The sequence below is a fragment of the Alkalihalobacillus sp. BA299 genome, from assembly GCF_017745675.1.
In the GTDB taxonomy this organism is placed as follows: domain Bacteria; phylum Bacillota; class Bacilli; order Bacillales; family Bacillaceae_F; genus Alkalihalobacterium.
In genome coordinates this window covers 248,253-267,373 of record NZ_JAFLJM010000003.1, presented here as the reverse complement: position 1 = coordinate 267,373, position 19,121 = coordinate 248,253, and the positions used below count along the sequence as shown (strand labels likewise).

Annotated in this window: 15 protein-coding genes and 1 riboswitch; of the genes, 13 read left to right on the top strand and 2 right to left on the bottom strand. The window is 38.1% G+C overall.

The genetic code is table 11. The features are described 5' to 3' along the window. Window positions 1–604 precede the first annotated feature (604 nt). The 7 genes from J0N78_RS05625 to J0N78_RS05595 all read left to right on the top strand — a co-directional run bounded on the left by J0N78_RS05625 (window position 605) and on the right by J0N78_RS05595 (window position 9,032). Window positions 605–1,192, top strand: a complete 588-nt coding sequence (locus J0N78_RS05625; protein ID WP_209122041.1) for a fatty acid metabolism transcriptional regulator FadR — start codon at window positions 605–607, stop codon at window positions 1,190–1,192. A gap of 44 nt (window positions 1,193–1,236) precedes the next feature. Then, window positions 1,237–2,013: an enoyl-CoA hydratase gene (locus J0N78_RS05620; RefSeq protein ID WP_209122040.1), complete on the top strand. Its 777-nt coding sequence runs from the start codon at window positions 1,237–1,239 to the stop codon at window positions 2,011–2,013. 26 nt (window positions 2,014–2,039) lie between these two features. Continuing rightward, window positions 2,040–2,810 (top strand): electron transfer flavoprotein subunit beta/FixA family protein, encoded by a 771-nt coding sequence (locus tag J0N78_RS05615; protein ID WP_209122039.1) that lies wholly within the window; start codon window positions 2,040–2,042, stop codon window positions 2,808–2,810. 14 nt (window positions 2,811–2,824) lie between these two features. Further along, complete coding sequence (locus J0N78_RS05610) at window positions 2,825–3,799, top strand: electron transfer flavoprotein subunit alpha/FixB family protein (protein ID WP_209122038.1); 975 nt, start codon at window positions 2,825–2,827, stop codon at window positions 3,797–3,799. An 882-nt stretch (window positions 3,800–4,681) separates the two neighbouring features. Further along, window positions 4,682–4,996: a thioredoxin gene (trxA, locus tag J0N78_RS05605; protein WP_209122037.1), complete on the top strand. Its 315-nt coding sequence runs from the start codon at window positions 4,682–4,684 to the stop codon at window positions 4,994–4,996. A 363-nt stretch (window positions 4,997–5,359) separates the two neighbouring features. Then, the gene (gene uvrC / locus J0N78_RS05600) at window positions 5,360–7,144 is read left to right on the top strand and encodes an excinuclease ABC subunit UvrC (protein ID WP_209122036.1); all 1,785 of its coding nucleotides are present in this window, start codon (window positions 5,360–5,362) and stop codon (window positions 7,142–7,144) included. 63 nt (window positions 7,145–7,207) lie between these two features. Then, a riboswitch (Lysine riboswitch) is annotated at window positions 7,208–7,394 on the top strand. Between the two features lie 408 nt (window positions 7,395–7,802). Then, window positions 7,803–9,032: an aspartate kinase gene (locus J0N78_RS05595; RefSeq protein ID WP_209122035.1), complete on the top strand. Its 1,230-nt coding sequence runs from the start codon at window positions 7,803–7,805 to the stop codon at window positions 9,030–9,032. Window positions 9,033–9,083: 51 nt separating this feature from the next. On the opposite strand, the gene J0N78_RS05590 is transcribed toward J0N78_RS05595, so the two are convergent. Beyond that, entirely contained in the window at window positions 9,084–9,509 is a 426-nt protein-coding gene (locus J0N78_RS05590) for a YslB family protein (protein ID WP_209122034.1), read from the bottom strand. Window positions 9,510–9,647: 138 nt separating this feature from the next. On the opposite strand from J0N78_RS05590, the gene J0N78_RS05585 reads away from it, so the two are divergent. The 5 genes from J0N78_RS05585 (at window position 9,648) to J0N78_RS05565 (ending at window position 15,622) form a co-directional block, all read left to right on the top strand. Continuing rightward, on the top strand, window positions 9,648–10,997 hold the full coding sequence (locus J0N78_RS05585) for a TrkH family potassium uptake protein (RefSeq protein WP_209122033.1): 1,350 nt from the start codon (window positions 9,648–9,650) through the stop codon (window positions 10,995–10,997). A 442-nt stretch (window positions 10,998–11,439) separates the two neighbouring features. After that, window positions 11,440–12,069 carry a succinate dehydrogenase cytochrome b558 subunit gene (locus tag J0N78_RS05580; RefSeq protein ID WP_209122032.1) on the top strand — a complete coding sequence of 210 codons (630 nt, stop codon included), beginning with the start codon at window positions 11,440–11,442 and terminating at the stop codon, window positions 12,067–12,069. A 13-nt stretch (window positions 12,070–12,082) separates the two neighbouring features. Further along, window positions 12,083–13,852 carry a succinate dehydrogenase flavoprotein subunit gene (gene sdhA / locus J0N78_RS05575; RefSeq protein ID WP_209122031.1) on the top strand — a complete coding sequence of 590 codons (1,770 nt, stop codon included), beginning with the start codon at window positions 12,083–12,085 and terminating at the stop codon, window positions 13,850–13,852. Continuing rightward, the gene (gene sdhB / locus J0N78_RS05570) at window positions 13,849–14,604 is read left to right on the top strand and encodes a succinate dehydrogenase iron-sulfur subunit (protein ID WP_209122030.1); all 756 of its coding nucleotides are present in this window, start codon (window positions 13,849–13,851) and stop codon (window positions 14,602–14,604) included. Before sdhA ends, sdhB begins: the two co-directional genes overlap by 4 nt. A 793-nt stretch (window positions 14,605–15,397) precedes the next feature. Continuing rightward, a complete protein-coding gene (locus tag J0N78_RS05565) occupies window positions 15,398–15,622 on the top strand; it encodes a helix-turn-helix domain-containing protein (RefSeq protein WP_078555411.1) in 225 nt (74 codons plus the stop codon). A gap of 346 nt (window positions 15,623–15,968) precedes the next feature. Here J0N78_RS05565 and ctaD read toward each other — a convergent pair whose 3' ends face one another. Further along, window positions 15,969–17,849 carry a cytochrome c oxidase subunit I gene (gene ctaD / locus J0N78_RS05560; RefSeq protein ID WP_209122029.1) on the bottom strand — a complete coding sequence of 627 codons (1,881 nt, stop codon included), beginning with the start codon at window positions 17,847–17,849 and terminating at the stop codon, window positions 15,969–15,971. Between the two features lie 187 nt (window positions 17,850–18,036). On the opposite strand from ctaD, the gene glcT reads away from it, so the two are divergent. Next, on the top strand, window positions 18,037–18,879 hold the full coding sequence (gene glcT / locus J0N78_RS05555; RefSeq protein WP_209122028.1) for a glucose PTS transporter transcription antiterminator GlcT: 843 nt from the start codon (window positions 18,037–18,039) through the stop codon (window positions 18,877–18,879). Window positions 18,880–19,121: the final 242 nt, after the last annotated feature.

Here is a 19,121-nt window from a genome sequence, read left to right as displayed (position 1 = left end):
CTTCCAATAAAGGTCGCTATGAATGAGTTAAGGTGACTATTATCCAATAATAGGTATCATGAAGGGTGTCGTAAAAGTTTAATTTTAAAGACACCCTCTTTTTTACATAATTTAATATAGAAAAGGTTGGACTAATATGGTAACTAGTGGAAAACGAAACATATTTGAGCGGTTATAATATAAGTATTTAGGACGTTCACCATCAAGAGGAAGTGTTCACAAATGTTTCATACATTGATTTACTATGAGTTTCATTATATGATAGAACTAGAGGTAAGAATTGTTGTTCAAAAGTCCGGGAAAAATAGCTGTCGAATCTCTTCGTTGGCTTGCTTCTGCGTTGCTCATGTATTAAAAACATACACTTCGCTACTCAAAGCTACGCCGCCTCGACCTTCTTGGCTCTTTTTGTCCTCCTTTTGAACCTAGAGGTAAGAATTGTTGTTCAAACCAAAAATTAAATTTATGTTTAAAAATTATTACAAATTAAATAATTTCATTGACAAATACAGGTCCTTAACATAAAATATGAAATATGAATGAATGGTCATTCATTTTACTGGGCAACTTAAATAAAAACTGTTGCTCTGAAAGGAAGAATGCCATGGGAAAGAAAAAAGGACCTAAATACAATCAAATTATCGAAGCAGCGGTGAAAGTAATCGCTGAAAATGGCTATCACCATGCTCAAGTATCAAAGATTGCTAAAGAAGCTGGGGTAGCTGATGGAACGATCTACCTTTATTTTAAAAATAAAGAGGATATTCTCATTTCTTTATTTGAGGAAAAGATGGGTAGATTTGTTGATAAAATTCAAGAGAAACTGGAAGGAAATTTAACTCCGCAAGAGAAATTATTTATATTAGTCGAAATGCATTTAAAGCAATTAGCGGATAATCGAGCCCTTGCTATCGTTACCCAACTAGAGCTTCGTCAATCCAATGCTGATCTAAGACTAAGAATTAACGAAGTGTTAAGAAAGTATCTAGACTTAATTGACACTATTTTATTAGAAGGGAAAGAAAGCGGTTACTTTCCTGGAGAGTTAGATTTTCGGTTAGCAAGACAAATGATATTCGGTACACTTGATGAAGTCGTTACAAACTGGGTAATGAAGGATTGTAAATATGATTTGATCTCACTTGCAAAGCCAATGCAACAACTGTTGTTAGGTGGCATATGCAGTAGATAAATAGAAAAAAAGATGCTAACCATGAGAGGAGTGAGTAGAGACAGATGGAAATCATATCTGTAAAAGTGGACCAACAAATTGCCACAATCACTTTAAATCGACCACCAGCAAACGCTTTGTCAGCTCAATTAATACAAGAGTTGGCACAGGCATTTGATGAGGTGCGGCATAATGAAGATGTGAAGGTTATCATTCTTCATGGAGAAGGGCGCTTTTTTGCCGCAGGAGCAGACATAAAAGAGTTTACCACACTTGATAGCGGTAACAAGTTTGCCGAATTATCCAGGAAGGGACAAGATTTACTCAATCAGATTGAGGCTTTTCCTAAACCCGTTATTGCAGCTATTCACGGTGCAGCACTAGGTGGAGGATTAGAATTAGCTATGGCGTGTCATATTCGTCTAGCAACAGAGGATACGAAGCTCGGTCTTCCTGAACTTCAGTTAGGGCTAATTCCTGGTTTTGCTGGAACTCAGCGCTTACCACGTATCGTAGGTCAAGCAAAAGCAACAGAATTAATTTTAACGAGTGAACCTATTACTGGATCTGAAGCTTTAACTTTAGGTCTAATTAATTCCGTGTATACTGAGCAAGCGCTCATGATGGAAGAAGCTTATAAACTAGCTAGTAAAATTGCACAAAAGAGTAGTTATACTATGAAGCTAGCATTAGAAGCTTTAACCTATGCAAAAGATACAAACTTTACTGCAGGATTAGAAAAAGAAGCGGAGCTCTTTGGTGCTGCCGGAGACTCTCATGATAGCAAAGAAGGTATCCAAGCTTTTCTTGAAAAACGTAAGCCAGAATTTCAAAATAAATAAGTTAATTATTTTAGGGAGGGAATATAATGAATATTTTCGTTATTATGAAACGCACCTTTGATACTGAAGAGAAAATTACGATCAATGGTGGACAAATTGATGACAGCGGAGCTGAGTTCATCATTAACCCTTATGATGAGTATGCAATTGAAGAAGCAATCGTATTACGTGATGAGCATGGTGGGGAAGTTACAGTTGTCACTGTAGGAACTGAAGATGCTGAAAAAGAACTGCGTACAGCTTTAGCGATGGGTGCAGATAAAGCAGTACTCATCGATAGTGAAGAAGTGGAAGCAACTGATCAATATACAACAGCTACGCTCCTTGCAACTTACTTAAAAGATCAAGAGATTGATATTATCTTGGGAGGTAACGTAGCAGTAGATGGTGGTTCAGGACAAGTTGGACCTCGTGTTGCAGAAATGTTGGGAATTCCACAAGTGACTACGATCACAAAGCTTTCTGTTGATGGAAATAAAGCGACGATCGTACGCGATGTTGAAGGTGATGAAGAAACAGTTGAAGTCACTTTACCAGTACTTGTTACAGCTCAACAAGGTTTAAATGAGCCGCGCTATCCGTCTCTTCCGGGAATTATGAAAGCAAAGAAAAAGCCATTAGAAACACTTGATTTAGATGACCTTGATTTAGAAGAAGAAGATGTAGAAGCAAAAACGAAAACGGTAGAAATCTTCCTGCCGCCACAAAAACAAGCTGGTAAAATTCTTGAAGGCGAAATCGATGCTCAAGTTAGAGAACTTGTTTCATTATTAAAGTCTGAAGCGAAAGTCATATAATTGGGGGGATCAACATGGCAAAAAAAGTATTAGTTTTAGGAGAAATTCGTGACGGAGAACTTCGTAACGTTTCATTTGAAGCCATAGCGGCAGCCAAACGAATTGCAGATGGTGGAGAGGTCGTTGCTGCATTATTTGGTGAAACAGTAGGCGAGCAAGCGAACGTAATGATCCATTACGGTGCTGATCGTGTTGTGAAAGTTGAACACGCTGATTTAAAAGCATTTACAACTGACGCATACCAACAGGCAATCCTGCAAGTGATGGATGTTGAGCAACCAGAGGGTGTTGTCATGGGACATACAGCTTTAGGAAAAGATGTATCTCCTCGTATCGCTGCGAAATTAAACGCAGGTCTAGTATCTGATGTTGTAAGCATTGAAGTGGATGGTGGCGAGCCTGTCTTTACTCGTCCGATCTATTCGGGGAAAGCATTTGAGAAGAAGCAAGTAGGAGAAGGAACAATTTTAGTTACGATTCGTCCAAATAACATTACTCCACTTGAAATCGATGAGTCTCGTACTGGAGATATTGGAAATGTAACCGTAGAAATTAAAGACCTCCGTACAGTCATTAAAGAAGTGGTTCGTAAAGCAACAGGCGGCGTAGACCTTTCAGAAGCTAAGATTGTCGTTGCAGGTGGTCGTGGGGTGAAAAGTGCGGATGGTTTCAAACCGCTTGAAGAGCTTGCAGAAGTACTAGGAGCTGCAGTCGGTGCATCGCGTGGTGCGTGTGACGCAGAATATTGCGATTATTCGCTGCAAATCGGTCAAACAGGTAAAGTCGTAACACCTGACCTTTACTTTGCATTCGGGATTTCAGGAGCCATCCAACACTTAGCGGGGATGTCTAACTCAAAAGTGATCGTTGCCGTTAACAAAGACCCTGAGGCACCGATCTTTGAAGTAGCCGATTACGGTATTGTGGGCGATTTATTTGAAGTTGTGCCATTATTAACAGAAGAACTGAAAAAAGCAGTTGTTTCTTAATATTAAATTTGACCGAACCGTCTCTACATAGAGGCGGTTTTTAAAAGAATAAGAAAGTTTAAATTTCGAGGATGTCTAGCTTCAGGTGTCATCGGCTCGAGGTCGCTTCGGTCCATCAAACGTGTCTAAAAGTCAAGACACTAATTGCTGGCCCTCTAGCGCTTGTCGCCGATAAACAGACACCTTCCGCTTTTCTTGTCTAGCTGCAGGTGTCATCGGCTCGAGGTCGCTTCGGTCCATCAAACGTGTCTAAAAGTCAAGACACTAATTGCTGGTCCTCCAGCGCTTGTCGCCGATAAACAGACACCTTCCGCTTTTCTTGTCTAGCTGCAGGTGTCATCGGCTCGAGGTCGCTTCGGTCCATCAAACGTGTCTAAAAGTCAAGACACTAATTGCTGGTCCTCCAGCGCTTGTCGCCGATAAACAGACACCTTCCGCTTTTCTTGTCTAGCTGCAGGTGTCATCGGCTCGAGGTCGCTTCGGTCCATCAAACGTGTCCAAAAGTCAGGACACTAATTGCTGGCCCTCCAGCGCTTGTCGCCGATAAGCAGACACCTTCCGCTTTTCTTATTGTCTAGCTGCAGCGCCCACCGACTAGCGAGACTTCCCTCACCTCCGTACGATAAGTCAACATCGCCTCGTTAACACTCGCCGTGTTTCCTTTATCTCCTGCGGTTCAGTCCAGTCCGTACGTCGGTAAACGGGTGCTTGCGCTTTTCTTGATTAGATATACGCATTTATCCATTTCGTAATCATTAGATACGCTTTATTTTTTCGAGAAAAGGGTATGATACATGTGTGAGCAACATAATAGCATTCAGAATACCGTAATGGTATAATTCTTTTTGTAGAAGAAGTTGGATTATAAGGAGGAAAAAAATAATGGCAATTGTAAATGGTACTGATCAAAATTTTGCAACTGAAACTGGTGAAGGTGTTGTTTTAGCGGACTTCTGGGCTCCGTGGTGCGGACCTTGTAAAATGATCGCTCCAGTTTTAACTGAATTAGATGAGGAAATGGGCGAGAAAGTAAAAATCGTTAAATTAGACGTAGATGAGAACCAAGAAACAGCAGGTAAGTTTGGTGTAATGAGTATTCCTACGTTAATGGTTTTCAAAAACGGTGAAAAAGTTGATCAAGTAGTTGGCTTCCAACCGAAAGAAGCACTTGTTGAGCTGTTAAATAAACACTTATAATAAAAAGTCTCTGCCTTCTGCTAAAGAGTTCAAAACAGAGGGAGAAAACTTTAAAAATCATAGCAATTAGAGACGGAAATCGTACTGGTTTTCGTCTCTTTTTTACAGCAAAAATAAAAATTAAATGTACATCTATTTTGTTAAGATCCATTTAAAATGGTGTCCGCCAAGATATGAAACAAATGAAATCCTTAATAATAATTCATATGCTTGAGTAAAAGTGACAACAATCATTAAAAACCGCACTGGAAGTTGAGTTCCAATGCGGTTTTGGTTTTTAATATAATGGTTATAAAATCATAGACTATTTTGTTGCAAAATTACCTTCTTTTGAGAACAATAGAGAGGAGGGAGGAAATTGGTATGTCGACTTTAAAAGAAAAATTAGCAGTGCTTCCTGATCAACCAGGTTGTTACTTAATGAAAGATCGTCAAGGAACGATCATATATGTCGGGAAAGCTAAAGTTCTTAAAAATCGAGTTCGTTCCTATTTTACTGGAACTCATGATGCAAAAACGCAGCGACTCGTAAGTGAAATTGCTGATTTTGAATATATTATTACATCCTCTAACATAGAAGCACTTATATTAGAAATGAATTTAATCAAGAAGCACGATCCGAAATATAATGTGATGTTAAAGGATGATAAATCATACCCATATTTGAAAATAACGTCTGAAGAACATCCTCGTCTAATTACTACTCGGAATGTGAAGAAGGATGGAGGAAAATATTTTGGACCATATCCAAATGCAGGGGCGGCTAATGAAACGAAAAAGCTTCTTGACAGACTTTATCCATTACGAAAATGTAGTACATTACCAGACCGGGTCTGTCTGTATTATCATATTGGTCAGTGTTTAGCCCCTTGTGTTCAAGAAGTAACGAAAGACCAAAATCAAGAGATGGTTCAAGAAATTACAAGGTTTTTAAAATATGGGCATGAAGTAGTGAAAAATGCACTTTTTGAAAAAATGCATAAAGCTGCAGAAGATTTAAAATTTGAACGTGCCAAGGAACTAAGGGATTTAATTCAGCAAATGGAAACGGTCATGGAAAAGCAAAAAATGTCGATCAATGACAAAGTGGATCGTGATGTTTTTGCCTACGCATATGATAAAGGATGGATGTGTATTCAAGTCTTTTTTGTAAGACAAGGGAAGTTGATTGAAAGGGATGTTTCCATGTTTCCATTTTACCAAGAGCCACTCGATGATGTTCTCACATTTATTGGGCAGTTTTATTTAAAGAAGGAGCATGTGAAGCCTTCAGAAATTCTCGTACCTGACGAAGTTGAAGCTGATTTAGTCGAACAATTGCTATCCGTAAAAGTTGTTCAACCAAAAAGAGGTAAGAAAAAAGAACTGTTAAATTTGGCTAAGAAAAATGCTGAAGTAGCACTGAAAGAAAAATTTACACTTATTGAAAGAAATGAAGAACGAACGATTAAAGCAGTTGAAAACCTTGGAAAAGCACTTTGTATTTCCACTCCATATCGTATAGAAGCGTTTGATAATTCTAATATTCAAGGAACAGACCCTGTTTCAGCAATGATTTCCTTTGTCGATGGAAAACCGAGCAAAAAAGATTATCGAAAGTATAAGATTAAGGATGTGAAAGGTCCTGATGATTATGCTTCCATGCGAGAAGTCATCTATCGCCGGTATTTACGTCTATTGAAAGAAAATGGGCCATTACCAGACTTAATAGTCATTGATGGAGGAAAAGGGCAAATTGCAGCCGCGCAAAGCGTTCTAGAAGATCAACTAGGACTATCAATCCCAGTATGTGGTTTAGCAAAGGATGACAAACATCGAACATCACAGCTTTTAATGGGAGATCCTCCAGAGATCGTTCCTTTAAAAAGAGATAGCCATGAATTTTACCTTTTACAACGAATTCAAGATGAGGTGCACCGTTTTGCCATTACATTTCACCGGCAGGCTCGTAGTAAAACTCTTTTTACTTCAGTTCTTGATGACATACCAGGAGTCGGTGAAAAAAGACGAAGGAAACTACTCAAACACTTTGGTTCCATCAAGAAAATGAAAGAAGCTTCAATTGAAGACTTTAAGGAAATAAAAATTCCAGAAAAAGTAGCAACCGAAATTCTTCAGGTATTAAATAGTGATGGGAACAAAAAATAATTGTCATATTCAATGTGTTCTGATAAAATAAAGGACAATTAAATATACCGTACTTCTAAATGAAGTGGTGGTAGAGGTGCGAAAACCAAGAGTAAGCAAAGTGAGGAAGATGGGGTCCGAAGAATTTTGCTGAAAGGGGAATTCGCCGAAGTGTTGAGAGTCTCATCTCTCTTAATGCTGGACCTGTATTGAATAAGTACAGGGCTGTCACGCAACCAACCCAAAAGTTGTGTGGAGAACTATCTCACGGAGCAAGGGAACAACTATTACCTTTTGGTATTCCAAGCAACAGTGAGGACTTTTCCTTTTCTGTTGCTTTTTTGTTTTCTTTCTCCTTTACAAAATTCGTTCAAAAAGGAGGACAAAAAGGGCCGAGAAGGTCGAGGCGTAGCTATGAGGAGCGCAGTGTATGGTAATTAATACATGAGTAACGCAGAAGCAAGCCAACGAGCTTCCACAGGATGTGGTGACTTCGACGTTCCCGCAGGACGTGGGGTTCTTAGTCGAAGTTCTTTCATCGACAGCATGTATACTACGCTGCAGTTTCTTCTTAGCTAACATGTACCGAGGAAGCTTTCTTCAAAGAGTAGACTAGAAGACGCAGGTACAATAAGTTCCTTAACTTTTTGAACAACCACTTTTAGAAAGGATGAAAAAAATGTCAATTATAGTACAAAAATATGGTGGTACATCCGTTGGTTCTGTAGAACGAATTGAGCATGTCGCTGGGCGTGTTGCTAAAACGGTAGAACAAGGAAATCAAGTCGTTGTCGTCGTTTCTGCAATGGGGAAAACAACTGATCAACTAGTAAAATTAGCATCAGAAATTTCGGAAAAGCCAAGTAAACGAGAAATGGATATGCTTTTAACTACAGGAGAGCAAGTAACCATTTCCTTACTAGCGATGGCGCTACAAAAAAGAGGTTTAGGTGCGATCTCGATGACAGGATGGCAAGCAGGTATTGTGACAGAAGAAAGTCATGGGAATGCGCGAATCCTTGATATTCAAACTGATAAGGTTGAAGCGCAACTTTCTTTAGGAAATGTTGTTATCGTCGCTGGTTTCCAAGGCTTCTCAGAGCACGGCGAAATTACTACGCTTGGAAGAGGTGGTTCAGATACGACAGCAGTTGCATTAGCAGCTGCTCTAAAAGCTGAGCGATGCGATATATACACAGATGTAACAGGAGTTTATACGACAGATCCTCGTTATATTGATGGTGCAAGAAAATTGCATTCAATTTCTTATGATGAAATGTTAGAAATGGCTAACTTAGGAGCAGGTGTACTCCATCCGAGAGCGGTAGAATTTGCAAAAAATTATCAAGTTAAATTAATGGTCGCTTCAAGTATGGTTGAGGAAGTAGGGACGATAATTGAGGAGGAAGTTTCAATGGAACAAAATTTAGTTGTACGAGGAATTGCATTTGAGAACGATGTGACGAAAATTACGGTTTCAGGGTTACCAAACAAAATCGAAACACTATCTAATGTCTTTACATTATTATCAGAGCACGGAATTAATGTAGATATAATTATCCAAAATCAAACAGCTGAAGAAAAAACAAGCCTTTCTTTTTCGACAAGCCGCTCTTTGCTTGAAGAGGCATTAGCCGTTTTGAATGATCACAAAGATGAGCTTCAATTTACTGAATTAACTCATGAAGGAGACCTAGCAAAAGTCTCTATCGTCGGCTCAGGGATGGTTTCTAATCCAGGTGTGGCTGCACAAATGTTTAAGATATTAGCGGAACATGAGATTTTAATTAAGATGGTTAGTACATCAGAAATTAAGGTGTCAGCTCTAGTAGAAGAAGGTATAATGGTTCCTGCAGTTGAAGCCCTTCATCGAGCATTTCAACTTGAAGAACAAGAAGTAATGGTGTAATAATGTTTATCACTAAAAAATGGCTTAGAGATTTGCCTCTAAGCCATTTTCTTATTCTGTTGGGTCTTTCAAATCCCATTTTAAGGTTATTAGTACTTTATCTTTTTTTTCTTGGACAATTGCTTCAGTCATTAGCTTCTTTTGGCTCTCCATTTGTTGAGCTAAAAATCCTGCTTCTAATTGGTAAGTTACTGTAATCTTTTCTTTATGGTAAGGTGAAACGAGTTGTAGGTTTATTTCATCTTTTTTTTCTTTTATAAGCGAAAGCTCTCCCCAGCCGACTTTGGAAAAAAAGTCGATAACTGCTTCAATATTTTCTTGTGGATATTCCCTAGCAATACTTTTTCCAGCCCAGTACAAAATATTTTCATGGTCTTTTCCTAATAAATTAGACATGAGAACATTTCGAATTAAATGGTGACCAAGTAATGGAACGGCTTGCTCACTATTAAATAAGATTTGCTCAGTTTTCTTCATTTATGTAAACCCCTCTCTTATTACTTATTATAATCACTCATTTCGTTTTTCTCTATGTTCAATTTGTTGGATTTTAAATTTACTTTCTAAAATTAATCATGGTATACTAAACCGCGAAAGAATGCGGAGGTAAAGTGTATGAAATTAGCCCTAAACCAGTTTCTCACACCATTTCGAATTATATTATTGTCATATATTATTGCAATGGTTCTCTTTAGTATCCTGTTGTACTTACCAATATCGCAGCAAGCAGGTGTAAAATTAACCTTTTCAGAAGCGTTATTTACTTCTGTAAGTGCTGTTAGTGTAACGGGCTTAACGGTCGTTAATGTTCCAGAAACATACAGTTATATTGGGATCTTTTTCTTGGCGTTAGCAATTCAATTAGGTGGCATTGGTATTATGACGTTAGGAACATTTGTCTGGATGTTGTTTGGAAAAAAAATTATCTTATCACAACGGATGCTCATTATGGTTGATCAAAACCAAAATACATTTTCGGGTCTTGTTAATTTAATGAGAGGTATTTTATTTGTTGCCTTAATCATTGAGTTAATTGGGGCCTTAATCCTAGGTACATATTATATTCGTTATTTTGATACGGTTGGAGAAGCCTATTATCAAGGAGCTTTTGCTTCATTAAGTGCATTTACAAATGCTGGTTTTGATATCACAGGTCAGTCTTTAATACCGTTTGCAAATGACTATTACGTTCAACTTGTCGTGATCTTACTCATTTTTGCAGGAGCGATAGGCTTTCCTGTTTTATTGGAAATAAGGGAATACTTCTCAAAAGAAAATCCAAACTTTAAATTTAGCTTATTTACAAAGATAACAACAACGACTTATTTTGCTGTTTTCTTAATTGGTGTAATCGGTATTTGGTTGCTTGAATTAGGACATTTTTATGAAGGGTTAGCATGGCATCAGCAATTATTTTTTTCTTTGTTTAATTCAGCAACAGCTAGAAGCGGTGGTTTAGCTACGATGGACGTATCCGAGTTAAGTTTAGCTACACTGTTATTTATTTCGGGTCTTATGATTATTGGAGCAAGCCCATCTTCCGTAGGTGGCGGTATTCGAACAACGACATTAGCTGTCATGTTTTTAACGATTTGGAGTTTTGCGTTAGGTAAATCCGATGTTAAAGTGTTTGGCAGAGAGATTCACCCTGAAGATCGTCAAAAAGCATTTATCGTCTTGAGTGTTTTTATCTTATTATTATTCAGTGCTGTTATTTTGATAGCAGCTTTTGAAAATGGAAATGATATTGCATTAATGGCAATTATTTTTGAAACAGCATCCGCTTTCGGAACGTGTGGTCTTTCCATGGGGATCACAGCTGATTTAAGTCTAGCCAGTCAATTCATATTAATGATATTAATGTTTATCGGACGAGTTGGCTTGATTGCTTTTCTATTTTCAATTCGTCGAAAAGAAACGAAAAGCCATTATAAATATCCAACAGAGCGAATTATTATTGGTTAGTAAATTCGACAGTAAAGTTTAAAAAATGACAAATCTATAAATGAGAAGAAATTAAAGTCAATTTTATTATTTTTTCTTACAAAAGCGACAAAATATGAGAAAATGTTATGAGAATTCTTTATTGTTCTTTTTTTTTCATATACGGGTTTTATTCTACTAAAGTACAATCTATCAATAAGTCATTGTATTTTAAATTGAATTTTTTGAATATATCCTGTATACGTTTTCTTGACGATACAAGTCGATGGGAGTACAATAAATTTGTCGTAAATTATTCACAGAAACTTTATTAAAGTTTCATATTTTATCTTAAGTGTGTGTTCACTATTAATGCTTTACATAAGTCAAAGTAGGGAGGTACAGCATTATAAGCGCAAAGAAAAGAGATAACTAGAGGACAAGCTGCTAAAAAGTCAAAAAAAAATTGTGGGGGGACATTAGTATGGCTGGAAACCGAGAGTTTATGAACCGGAAGCTGCACTCATTATTGGGTGTTATTCCAGTTGGATTATTTTTAGTCCAACACTTAATTGTTAACCATTTTGCTACAAGAGGTGCTAGTTCTTTTAATCAAGCATCGCATTTTATGGAAAATCTTCCATTCCGTTACTTTTTAGAGATTTTTATAATCTTTATTCCATTACTTTATCATGCAATTTATGGACTTTATATTGCTTTTCAAGCTAAGAATAATGTTAGTCATTATGGCTTTTTCCGTAACTGGATGTTCATTTTACAACGGATTACAGGTGTCATTACATTAATTTTCGTTGTATGGCACGTATATGAGACTCGTATCCAAGCTGCTTTCGGAGCAGAGGTTAATTATAATATGATGGCTGATATTTTAAGTAGTCCATTTATGTTAGTGTTCTACTTTGTTGGTGTCATCGCTACAATCTTCCATTTTGCGAATGGATTGTGGTCATTTGCAGTATCTTGGGGTATTACTGTTACTCCTCGTTCGCAAGTTATTTCTACGTATGTAACACTCGGTATCTTCGTAGCCCTTTCTTGGGTAGGTATCCGTGCAATCTTAGCATTTATTAATCCAGAACTAGCAAACATTTAAGGAGTGAGTGATGATGAGTAAAGGAAGAGTTATTGTTGTCGGTGGTGGCTTAGCCGGATTAATGGCAACCATTAAAGCAGCGGAAGCAGGCGTACCAGTCGATCTATTTTCATTAGTTCCGGTTAAACGTTCTCACTCCGTATGTGCTCAAGGTGGAATTAATGGTGCTGTAAATACGAAAGGTGAAGGTGACTCACCGTGGGAACACTTTGACGACACAGTATACGGTGGAGACTTCTTAGCAAACCAACCTCCTGTTAAAGCGATGTGTGAAGCTGCACCTGGAATTATCCATTTAATGGACCGTATGGGGGTAATGTTTAACCGTACACCAGAAGGTTTACTAGATTTCCGTCGGTTCGGTGGGACACAGCATCACCGTACTGCGTTTTCAGGCGCAACAACTGGTCAGCAGTTACTATATGCATTAGATGAGCAAGTTCGTCGTTGGGAAGTTGCTGGTCTTGTAACTAAGTATGAAGGTTGGGAATTCTTATCTGCCATTATGGATGATGAAGGTGTCTGTCGCGGGATTACTGCACAGGACTTAAAAACGATGGAAATCCATCATTTTGCAGCTGATGCAGTAATTATGGCTACAGGTGGACCTGGAATTATCTTTGGTAAATCGACAAACTCAGTTATTAATACAGGATACGCTGCGGCTTCTTTATATGAGCAAGGTGTATATTATGCAAACGGTGAGTTTATTCAAATCCATCCAACTGCCATTCCTGGTGATGACAAATTGCGCTTAATGAGTGAGTCGGCCCGTGGTGAAGGTGGCCGAGTGTGGACGTATAAAGATGGTAAGCCATGGTATTTCTTAGAGGAAAAGTATCCTGCTTACGGTAACCTTGTTCCACGTGATATCGCCACTCGAGAAATCTTTGATGTCTGTGTTGAGCAAAAACTAGGTATTAATGGTGAAAACATGGTATATCTAGATCTTTCTCATAAAGATCCTAAAGAACTAGACATTAAACTAGGTGGGATCATTGAGATTTATGAAAAATTCATGGGTGACGATCCTCGTAAAGTACCTATGAAAATTTTCCCTGCTGTTCACTATTCAATGGGTGGTATGTGGGTTGACTACAACCAAATGACAAATATCCCTGGATTATTTGCAGCGGGTGAATGTGATTATTCTCAGCATGGTGCAAACCGTTTAGGTGCTAATTCATTACTATCTGCAATTTATGGTGGTATGGTAGCTGGCCCTAATGCTGTTGAATATATTAAAGGCTTAGAAAAGTCTGCTGATGCTGTCTCTTCAAGCGTATTTGACGCAGAGAAAAAGAAAGAGCAAGAACGCTATGATAACATTCTAAAAATGGATGGTAAAGAAAATGCGTATGTTCTTCATAAAGAGCTTGGTGAGTGGATGACTGATAATGTAACAGTTGTTCGTCACAATGATAAGCTGTTAAAAACAGACGAGAAGATTCAAGAATTAATGGAGCGTTACAAAAACATTAATATTGTTGATACTGCGAAATGGAGTAACCAAGGAGCTTCATTTACTCGTCAATTAAATGGTATGTTAAATCTTGCTCGTGTAATTACACTTGGAGCTTATAACCGTAATGAGAGTCGTGGAGCACATTATAAGCCGGAGTTCCCTGATCGTAACGATGATGAATTCATGAAAACAACGATGGCTAAATATAATGCTTCTACTGGTAACCCTGAATTCCATTACGAAGATATTGACGTATCTTTAATACCACCACGTAAACGTGACTATACGTCGAAGAAGCAAGGAGCTGCTAAATCATGAGTGAAAACAAATTAATAAAATTTATCGTAACTCGTCAAGAAGATCCTAACAGCGCCCCATATACAGAGGAGTTTGAAGTTCCATACCGTCCAAATATGAACGTTATATCGGCTCTTATGGAAATTCGCCGTAATCCAGTAAATGCTAAAGGGGAAAATACGACACCAGTAAACTGGGAGATGAACTGTTTAGAAGAAGTGTGTGGAGCATGTTCAATGGTCATTAACGGAAAGCCACGTCAATCTTGTACTGCACTTGTTGATCAATTAGAACAACCAATCCGTGTGGAGCCAATGAAGACTTTCCCTGTCGTTCGTGACTTAGTTATTGACCGTAGCCGTATGTTCGATTCATTAAAGAAAGTAAAAGCTTGGATCCCAATCGATGGAACGTATGATTTAGGTCCTGGACCACGTATGCCTGAAACAAAACGTCAGTGGGCGTATGAACTTTCTAAATGTATGACTTGTGGTGTTTGTTTAGAAGCTTGTCCAAATGTGAATAGTAAATCCGACTTTATCGGACCAGCGCCACTTTCTCAAGTACGTTTATTCAATGCCCATCCAACAGGAGAAATGAATAAAGAAGAGCGTTTAGAATCGATTATGGGAGACGGAGGGCTTACGAATTGTGGTAACTCACAAAACTGTGTTCAGTCTTGCCCTAAAGGTATTCCATTAACAACTTCCATTGCGGCACTTAACCGTTCAACAACGATTCAATCATTTAAAAACTTCTTTGGTGGCTATTAATAATCTATTAAATCAAAACGACTCTCTGAAAAAGAGAGTCGTTTTTTTGTGTCTAGCTGCAGTGCCCACCGTCTAGTGGACTTCGCTCCCCCCTTTACACTCACCGTGTTTCCTTTATCTCATACGGTGGGGCTCCAGTCTATACGCCGCTAAACGGGCGCTTGCGCTTTTCTTGTCTAGCTACAGCGCCCAGCGTCTAGTAGACTTCGCTCCTCCTCCTTACGATAAGTCAACATCGGCTCGATTACACTTACCGTGTTTCCTTTATCTCATACGGTGGGGCTTCAGTCCATACGCCGCTAAACGGGCGCTTGCGCTTTTCTTGTCTAGCTACAGCGCCCAGCGTCTAGTAGACTTCGCTCCTCCTCCTTACGATAAGTCAACATCGGCTCGATTACACTCACCGTGTTTCCTTTATCTCATACGGTGGGGCTCCAGTCTATACGCCGCTAAACGGGCGCTTGCGCTTTTCTAGAGAGTATGGAAAAAAGTTAGCACAGGAACGAGCATTACTATCTGAAACGATGTGAAGGGGTTCAAGCATTATTTTGTTATTAAAAGGCTAAATTTTTATATAGACGGGTGATTATTTAAAAAATTTCATGCGATTTCAAAAAAAATGGGAATATAAAGCTATTTTATGCGGATATGAATTCACAAGGTTCCTATAGAGTACATATACTATCTTGACTAAATACCTTCTGTAAGAGTTTAACTGAACCGTCCATACGTTTAGAATTCTCTTATTTGAAGCCTCTTTGGTGTACAGCCTGAGCAAGAAGGGGTGAATTCATTGAAAGGAGCAGAATACGGACCAAAACCCTTACTTACAAAAAGGGAACGAGAAGTATTTGAGCTATTGGTTCAAGACAAAACGACGAAAGAAATTGCTCAGCAGCTTTTCATTAGTGAAAAAACAGTTCGCAATCACATTTCTAACACGATGCAAAAGCTTGGGGTTAAGGGGCGCTCCCAAGCAGTGATCGAGTTAATACGTCTAGGTGAACTCGAGATTTGATTAAAACGAGGCTGACTCCTAAGTGTTACAACTCCTCATGATATATAGTCTGCTTTTTAAGTAGTTCTATCATATCCTAGAGCTGAAAGACACTTCAATACTTGAGTCAGCTTCTTTTATTTTTACAAATATATGAATTAAAGCTGCTTTAATATCATTGTAAAACAGTCGTATGTATTGAAGGTCAATGTGTCCCCCACCTGTCTTGTCGCTCTCAAGGCTCGCCGTTCGGCGAGTTTTTTTCTAATTATAAGAAGGTTATAACTGTGTCTGTCTAGTGAACTTTGCTTAATTAATAAAAAACCCCCTTTACTTCAAATGCAAGGTGAAGTAAAGGGGGGATGAATTATCCCATTTCTTCCGCTTTAATATCTTTCTTTGCAATATAATAACCATGGTCTTCCTTAACGGAGCGGATGATCATAGAAATAATCGTAATAACAAAGCCTCCACCCATGACGATGTAAGGGTCTATCCAAGGATCATTCATATTCATCATGATAAATCCAAACCCAACAAAGAATAATCCAATGGCCATAATCAGTGGTAGAATAGAACCATTTGGCATATGAATATCTTGCAATGGTTCTGCGGCTTTCATCTTACCGCTACCATGAACTTTCTCATAAAATAATGGATCTAATGATCGTACTTGCGGAGTTTGTGCAAAATTATATTCAGGTACAGGATTCGGAATGGACCATTCAAGTGTTCTTGCATCCCACGGGTCACCGTTTGCGATTCTTTCTGCTTTAAAAGCAGAATAGATGATATTAATGACAAGTAAAATGACACCCATGGCCATGAAGAACGTCCCAATCGTACTAATGAAATTCATCAGATCCCAGCCTTGATCGCCAAGGTAAGTGTAGACACGGCGTGGCATTCCTACTAGGCCGAGTATATGCTGGATAAAGAAAGTTAAGTGGAAGCCAATATAAAAAATCCAAAAAAATAGTTTTCCAAGCGTTTCGTTTAAACGATGTCCAAACATTTTGGGATACCAATAAAACAGACCAGCAAATAGACCAAGAGCGATACCCCCAACAACGATATAATGAAAATGAGCAACGATAAAATACGTGTCATGGTACAAGAGATCAACAGGCGCCATCGCTACCATTACACCAGTAACTCCACCGAGAACAAATGTTGGTACGAATGAAGAGGCAAACAACATGGCAGTATTAAATGTAATTTTTCCGCCCCACATTGTAAATAACCAATTAAATATTTTTACACCTGTCGGAACTGCAATTAACATCGTTGTAATAGCAAAAACAGAGTTTGCAATCGGTCCCATACCTACTGTAAACATGTGGTGAGCCCAAACCATAAAGCCAAGAAAAGCAATTAAGATTGTAGCAAACACCATAGTTGTATATCCGAATAGCCGTTTTCTTGAAAAGGCAGGTATGACCTCTGAAATAATTCCAAAAGCAGGTAGAACAAGGATATATACTTCTGGATGTCCAAATACCCAAAAGATATGTTGCCATATTATGGCGTTCCCACCCATGTCAGGCGTAAAAAATTGACCGCTAAAGACTCGATCTAACATTAATAACAATAACCCTGCAGCGAGTGGAGTGAAGGCAAACAATATTAATGTTGATACAACAAATGTCGTCCATACAAATAAAGGCATTCTCATTAAAGTCATCCCAGGAGCACGCATATTAACAATCGTTACTAAGAAATTAATTGCTGCAATCAAAGTACCAATTCCACTGACTTGTAATCCAAGAACATAAAAGTCTAATCCTAGACCTGCATAATCTCTGGCAGACAAAGGAACATATGCCGTCCAGCCAGCATCGGGACCCCCACCAAAAAACCAAGATAAGCTCATTAAAGTGGCCCCAGCTAAAAAAATCCAAAAGCCTAAAGCGTTTACGAATGGGAATGCGACGTCCCTGGCACCGATTTGAAGTGGCACGATGTAATTCATAAATCCTAAAATTAATGGGGTAATGGCGATAAATAACATCAATGTCCCATGCATCGTTATGAGTTCATTAAATGTTTGACCACTAATAAATATGTTTTCAGGATACATAAGCTGTATACGAATTAGTAGTGCCATGATTCCTGCTTTTACAAAGAAAAATGTACCAGCGACTAAATACATGATTCCAATTTTTTTATGATCTACTGTTGTGAGCCAGTCCCATATTACGCTTTTTTCTTTTTTACCAGTTTCTACTTTTGCAGTTCCTACTTCCACGGACAAGATCCTCCTTTGTGAAAACACCCTAAATTAAGTAAATAAATAATGTCATAAACGGAATATACTACTAACAAACTAAAATTTTCCTTTCTATTTTGTCTCACTTTTATTAACGTTATACTTGAAAAAAAAGAAGAGGGAGATTACGATGACTTACAAAGGCTATTTAGAAAGGAAAAACTAGATGAGGGGAATGTACTTAATTCAGAAACCACTAAATAATAATGTAGTCATCGCTGTAAATTCACAGGGAGAAGAAGTTATTTTGATAGGTAAAGGAATAGGTTTTGGAAAAAAACAAGGGGATTATATATCACATCAAAGTGTAGAACAACTTTTCCAGCTCGTTAACGAACAACAACAAGAAGAATTTAAACAGCTGCTATTACAAATAGATGATTCGATTATGGAGGCAATCAATGAAGCGATTGTATTAATAAGAAAGAAGTTAAATAAAAAAATAAATGAGCGTATCCATATTGCCTTAACTGATCATATTGCCTTTGCAATCAGGAGACTTGAGCAAGGAATAATCATTACAAATCCATTTTTACATGAAACGATGTCCATGTATCCAGAGGAATTCGAGATAGCGGAGCAGGTCGTTTCTTTTATTAATGAACGACTGAAGCTTCAGTTACCGAAAGATGAAATTGGCTTTGTAGCTCTACACATCCATAGTGCAATAGAAAATAAGCCTTTATCAGAAATGCAAGATGACACGAAACTTATAATAAAGCTTATCGAACTCATTGAAAACGGTTTAAAAACAAAAATTGCTAGACACTCACTACAATATTCACGTCTTGTTACACACCTTCGCCACGTAATGGATCGTGTCATTCATGAAGAAACGGTTGAATTAAATGAAAAATTTGTGAAGCTATTGAAGCAAGAGTATCCGATATGCTATAATCTTGCATGGAAGTTAATTAAGGTCATTCAATCTCATTATCAATTACAAGTCGCTGATGCAGAAGCTGTATATCTAGCGATGCATTTGCAAAGGCTTTCTCAAAGTGAATAATAGTTACACTCTAATTACGTGTTACTGATACGATCAGGCATGAGTAAAAGAAGTGTATATGTAGTAGAACTTGGGCAATCTATCCATAGGTTTGTCATGTCTACTCGTATGCTTTCTTTCACTCATGTCTTTTTTTATACATCAAACCGTGGTTGGATCGTATAAGAAAATGAAGCCGTCTGCCTATGGAAACAATTTTAGCTATAGTGACTGAAACATATGCAAAGAGTGAAGTTCTTAGG

Excerpts from the sequence above, each read along its gene's own strand:
- J0N78_RS05625 (WP_209122041.1), top strand. The coding sequence starts at position 605 with ATGGGAAAGAAAAAAGGACCTAAATACAATCAAATTATCGAAGCAGCG.
- J0N78_RS05620 (WP_209122040.1), top strand. The coding sequence starts at position 1,237 with ATGGAAATCATATCTGTAAAAGTGGACCAACAAATTGCCACAATCACT.
- J0N78_RS05615 (WP_209122039.1), top strand. The coding sequence starts at position 2,040 with ATGAATATTTTCGTTATTATGAAACGCACCTTTGATACTGAAGAGAAA.
- J0N78_RS05610 (WP_209122038.1), top strand. The coding sequence starts at position 2,825 with ATGGCAAAAAAAGTATTAGTTTTAGGAGAAATTCGTGACGGAGAACTT.
- trxA (WP_209122037.1), top strand. The coding sequence starts at position 4,682 with ATGGCAATTGTAAATGGTACTGATCAAAATTTTGCAACTGAAACTGGT.
- uvrC (WP_209122036.1), top strand. The coding sequence starts at position 5,360 with ATGTCGACTTTAAAAGAAAAATTAGCAGTGCTTCCTGATCAACCAGGT.
- J0N78_RS05595 (WP_209122035.1), top strand. The coding sequence starts at position 7,803 with ATGTCAATTATAGTACAAAAATATGGTGGTACATCCGTTGGTTCTGTA.
- J0N78_RS05590 (WP_209122034.1), bottom strand. The coding sequence starts at position 9,509 with ATGAAGAAAACTGAGCAAATCTTATTTAATAGTGAGCAAGCCGTTCCA.
- J0N78_RS05585 (WP_209122033.1), top strand. The coding sequence starts at position 9,648 with ATGAAATTAGCCCTAAACCAGTTTCTCACACCATTTCGAATTATATTA.
- J0N78_RS05580 (WP_209122032.1), top strand. The coding sequence starts at position 11,440 with ATGGCTGGAAACCGAGAGTTTATGAACCGGAAGCTGCACTCATTATTG.
- sdhA (WP_209122031.1), top strand. The coding sequence starts at position 12,083 with ATGAGTAAAGGAAGAGTTATTGTTGTCGGTGGTGGCTTAGCCGGATTA.
- sdhB (WP_209122030.1), top strand. The coding sequence starts at position 13,849 with ATGAGTGAAAACAAATTAATAAAATTTATCGTAACTCGTCAAGAAGAT.
- glcT (WP_209122028.1), top strand. The coding sequence starts at position 18,037 with ATGAGGGGAATGTACTTAATTCAGAAACCACTAAATAATAATGTAGTC.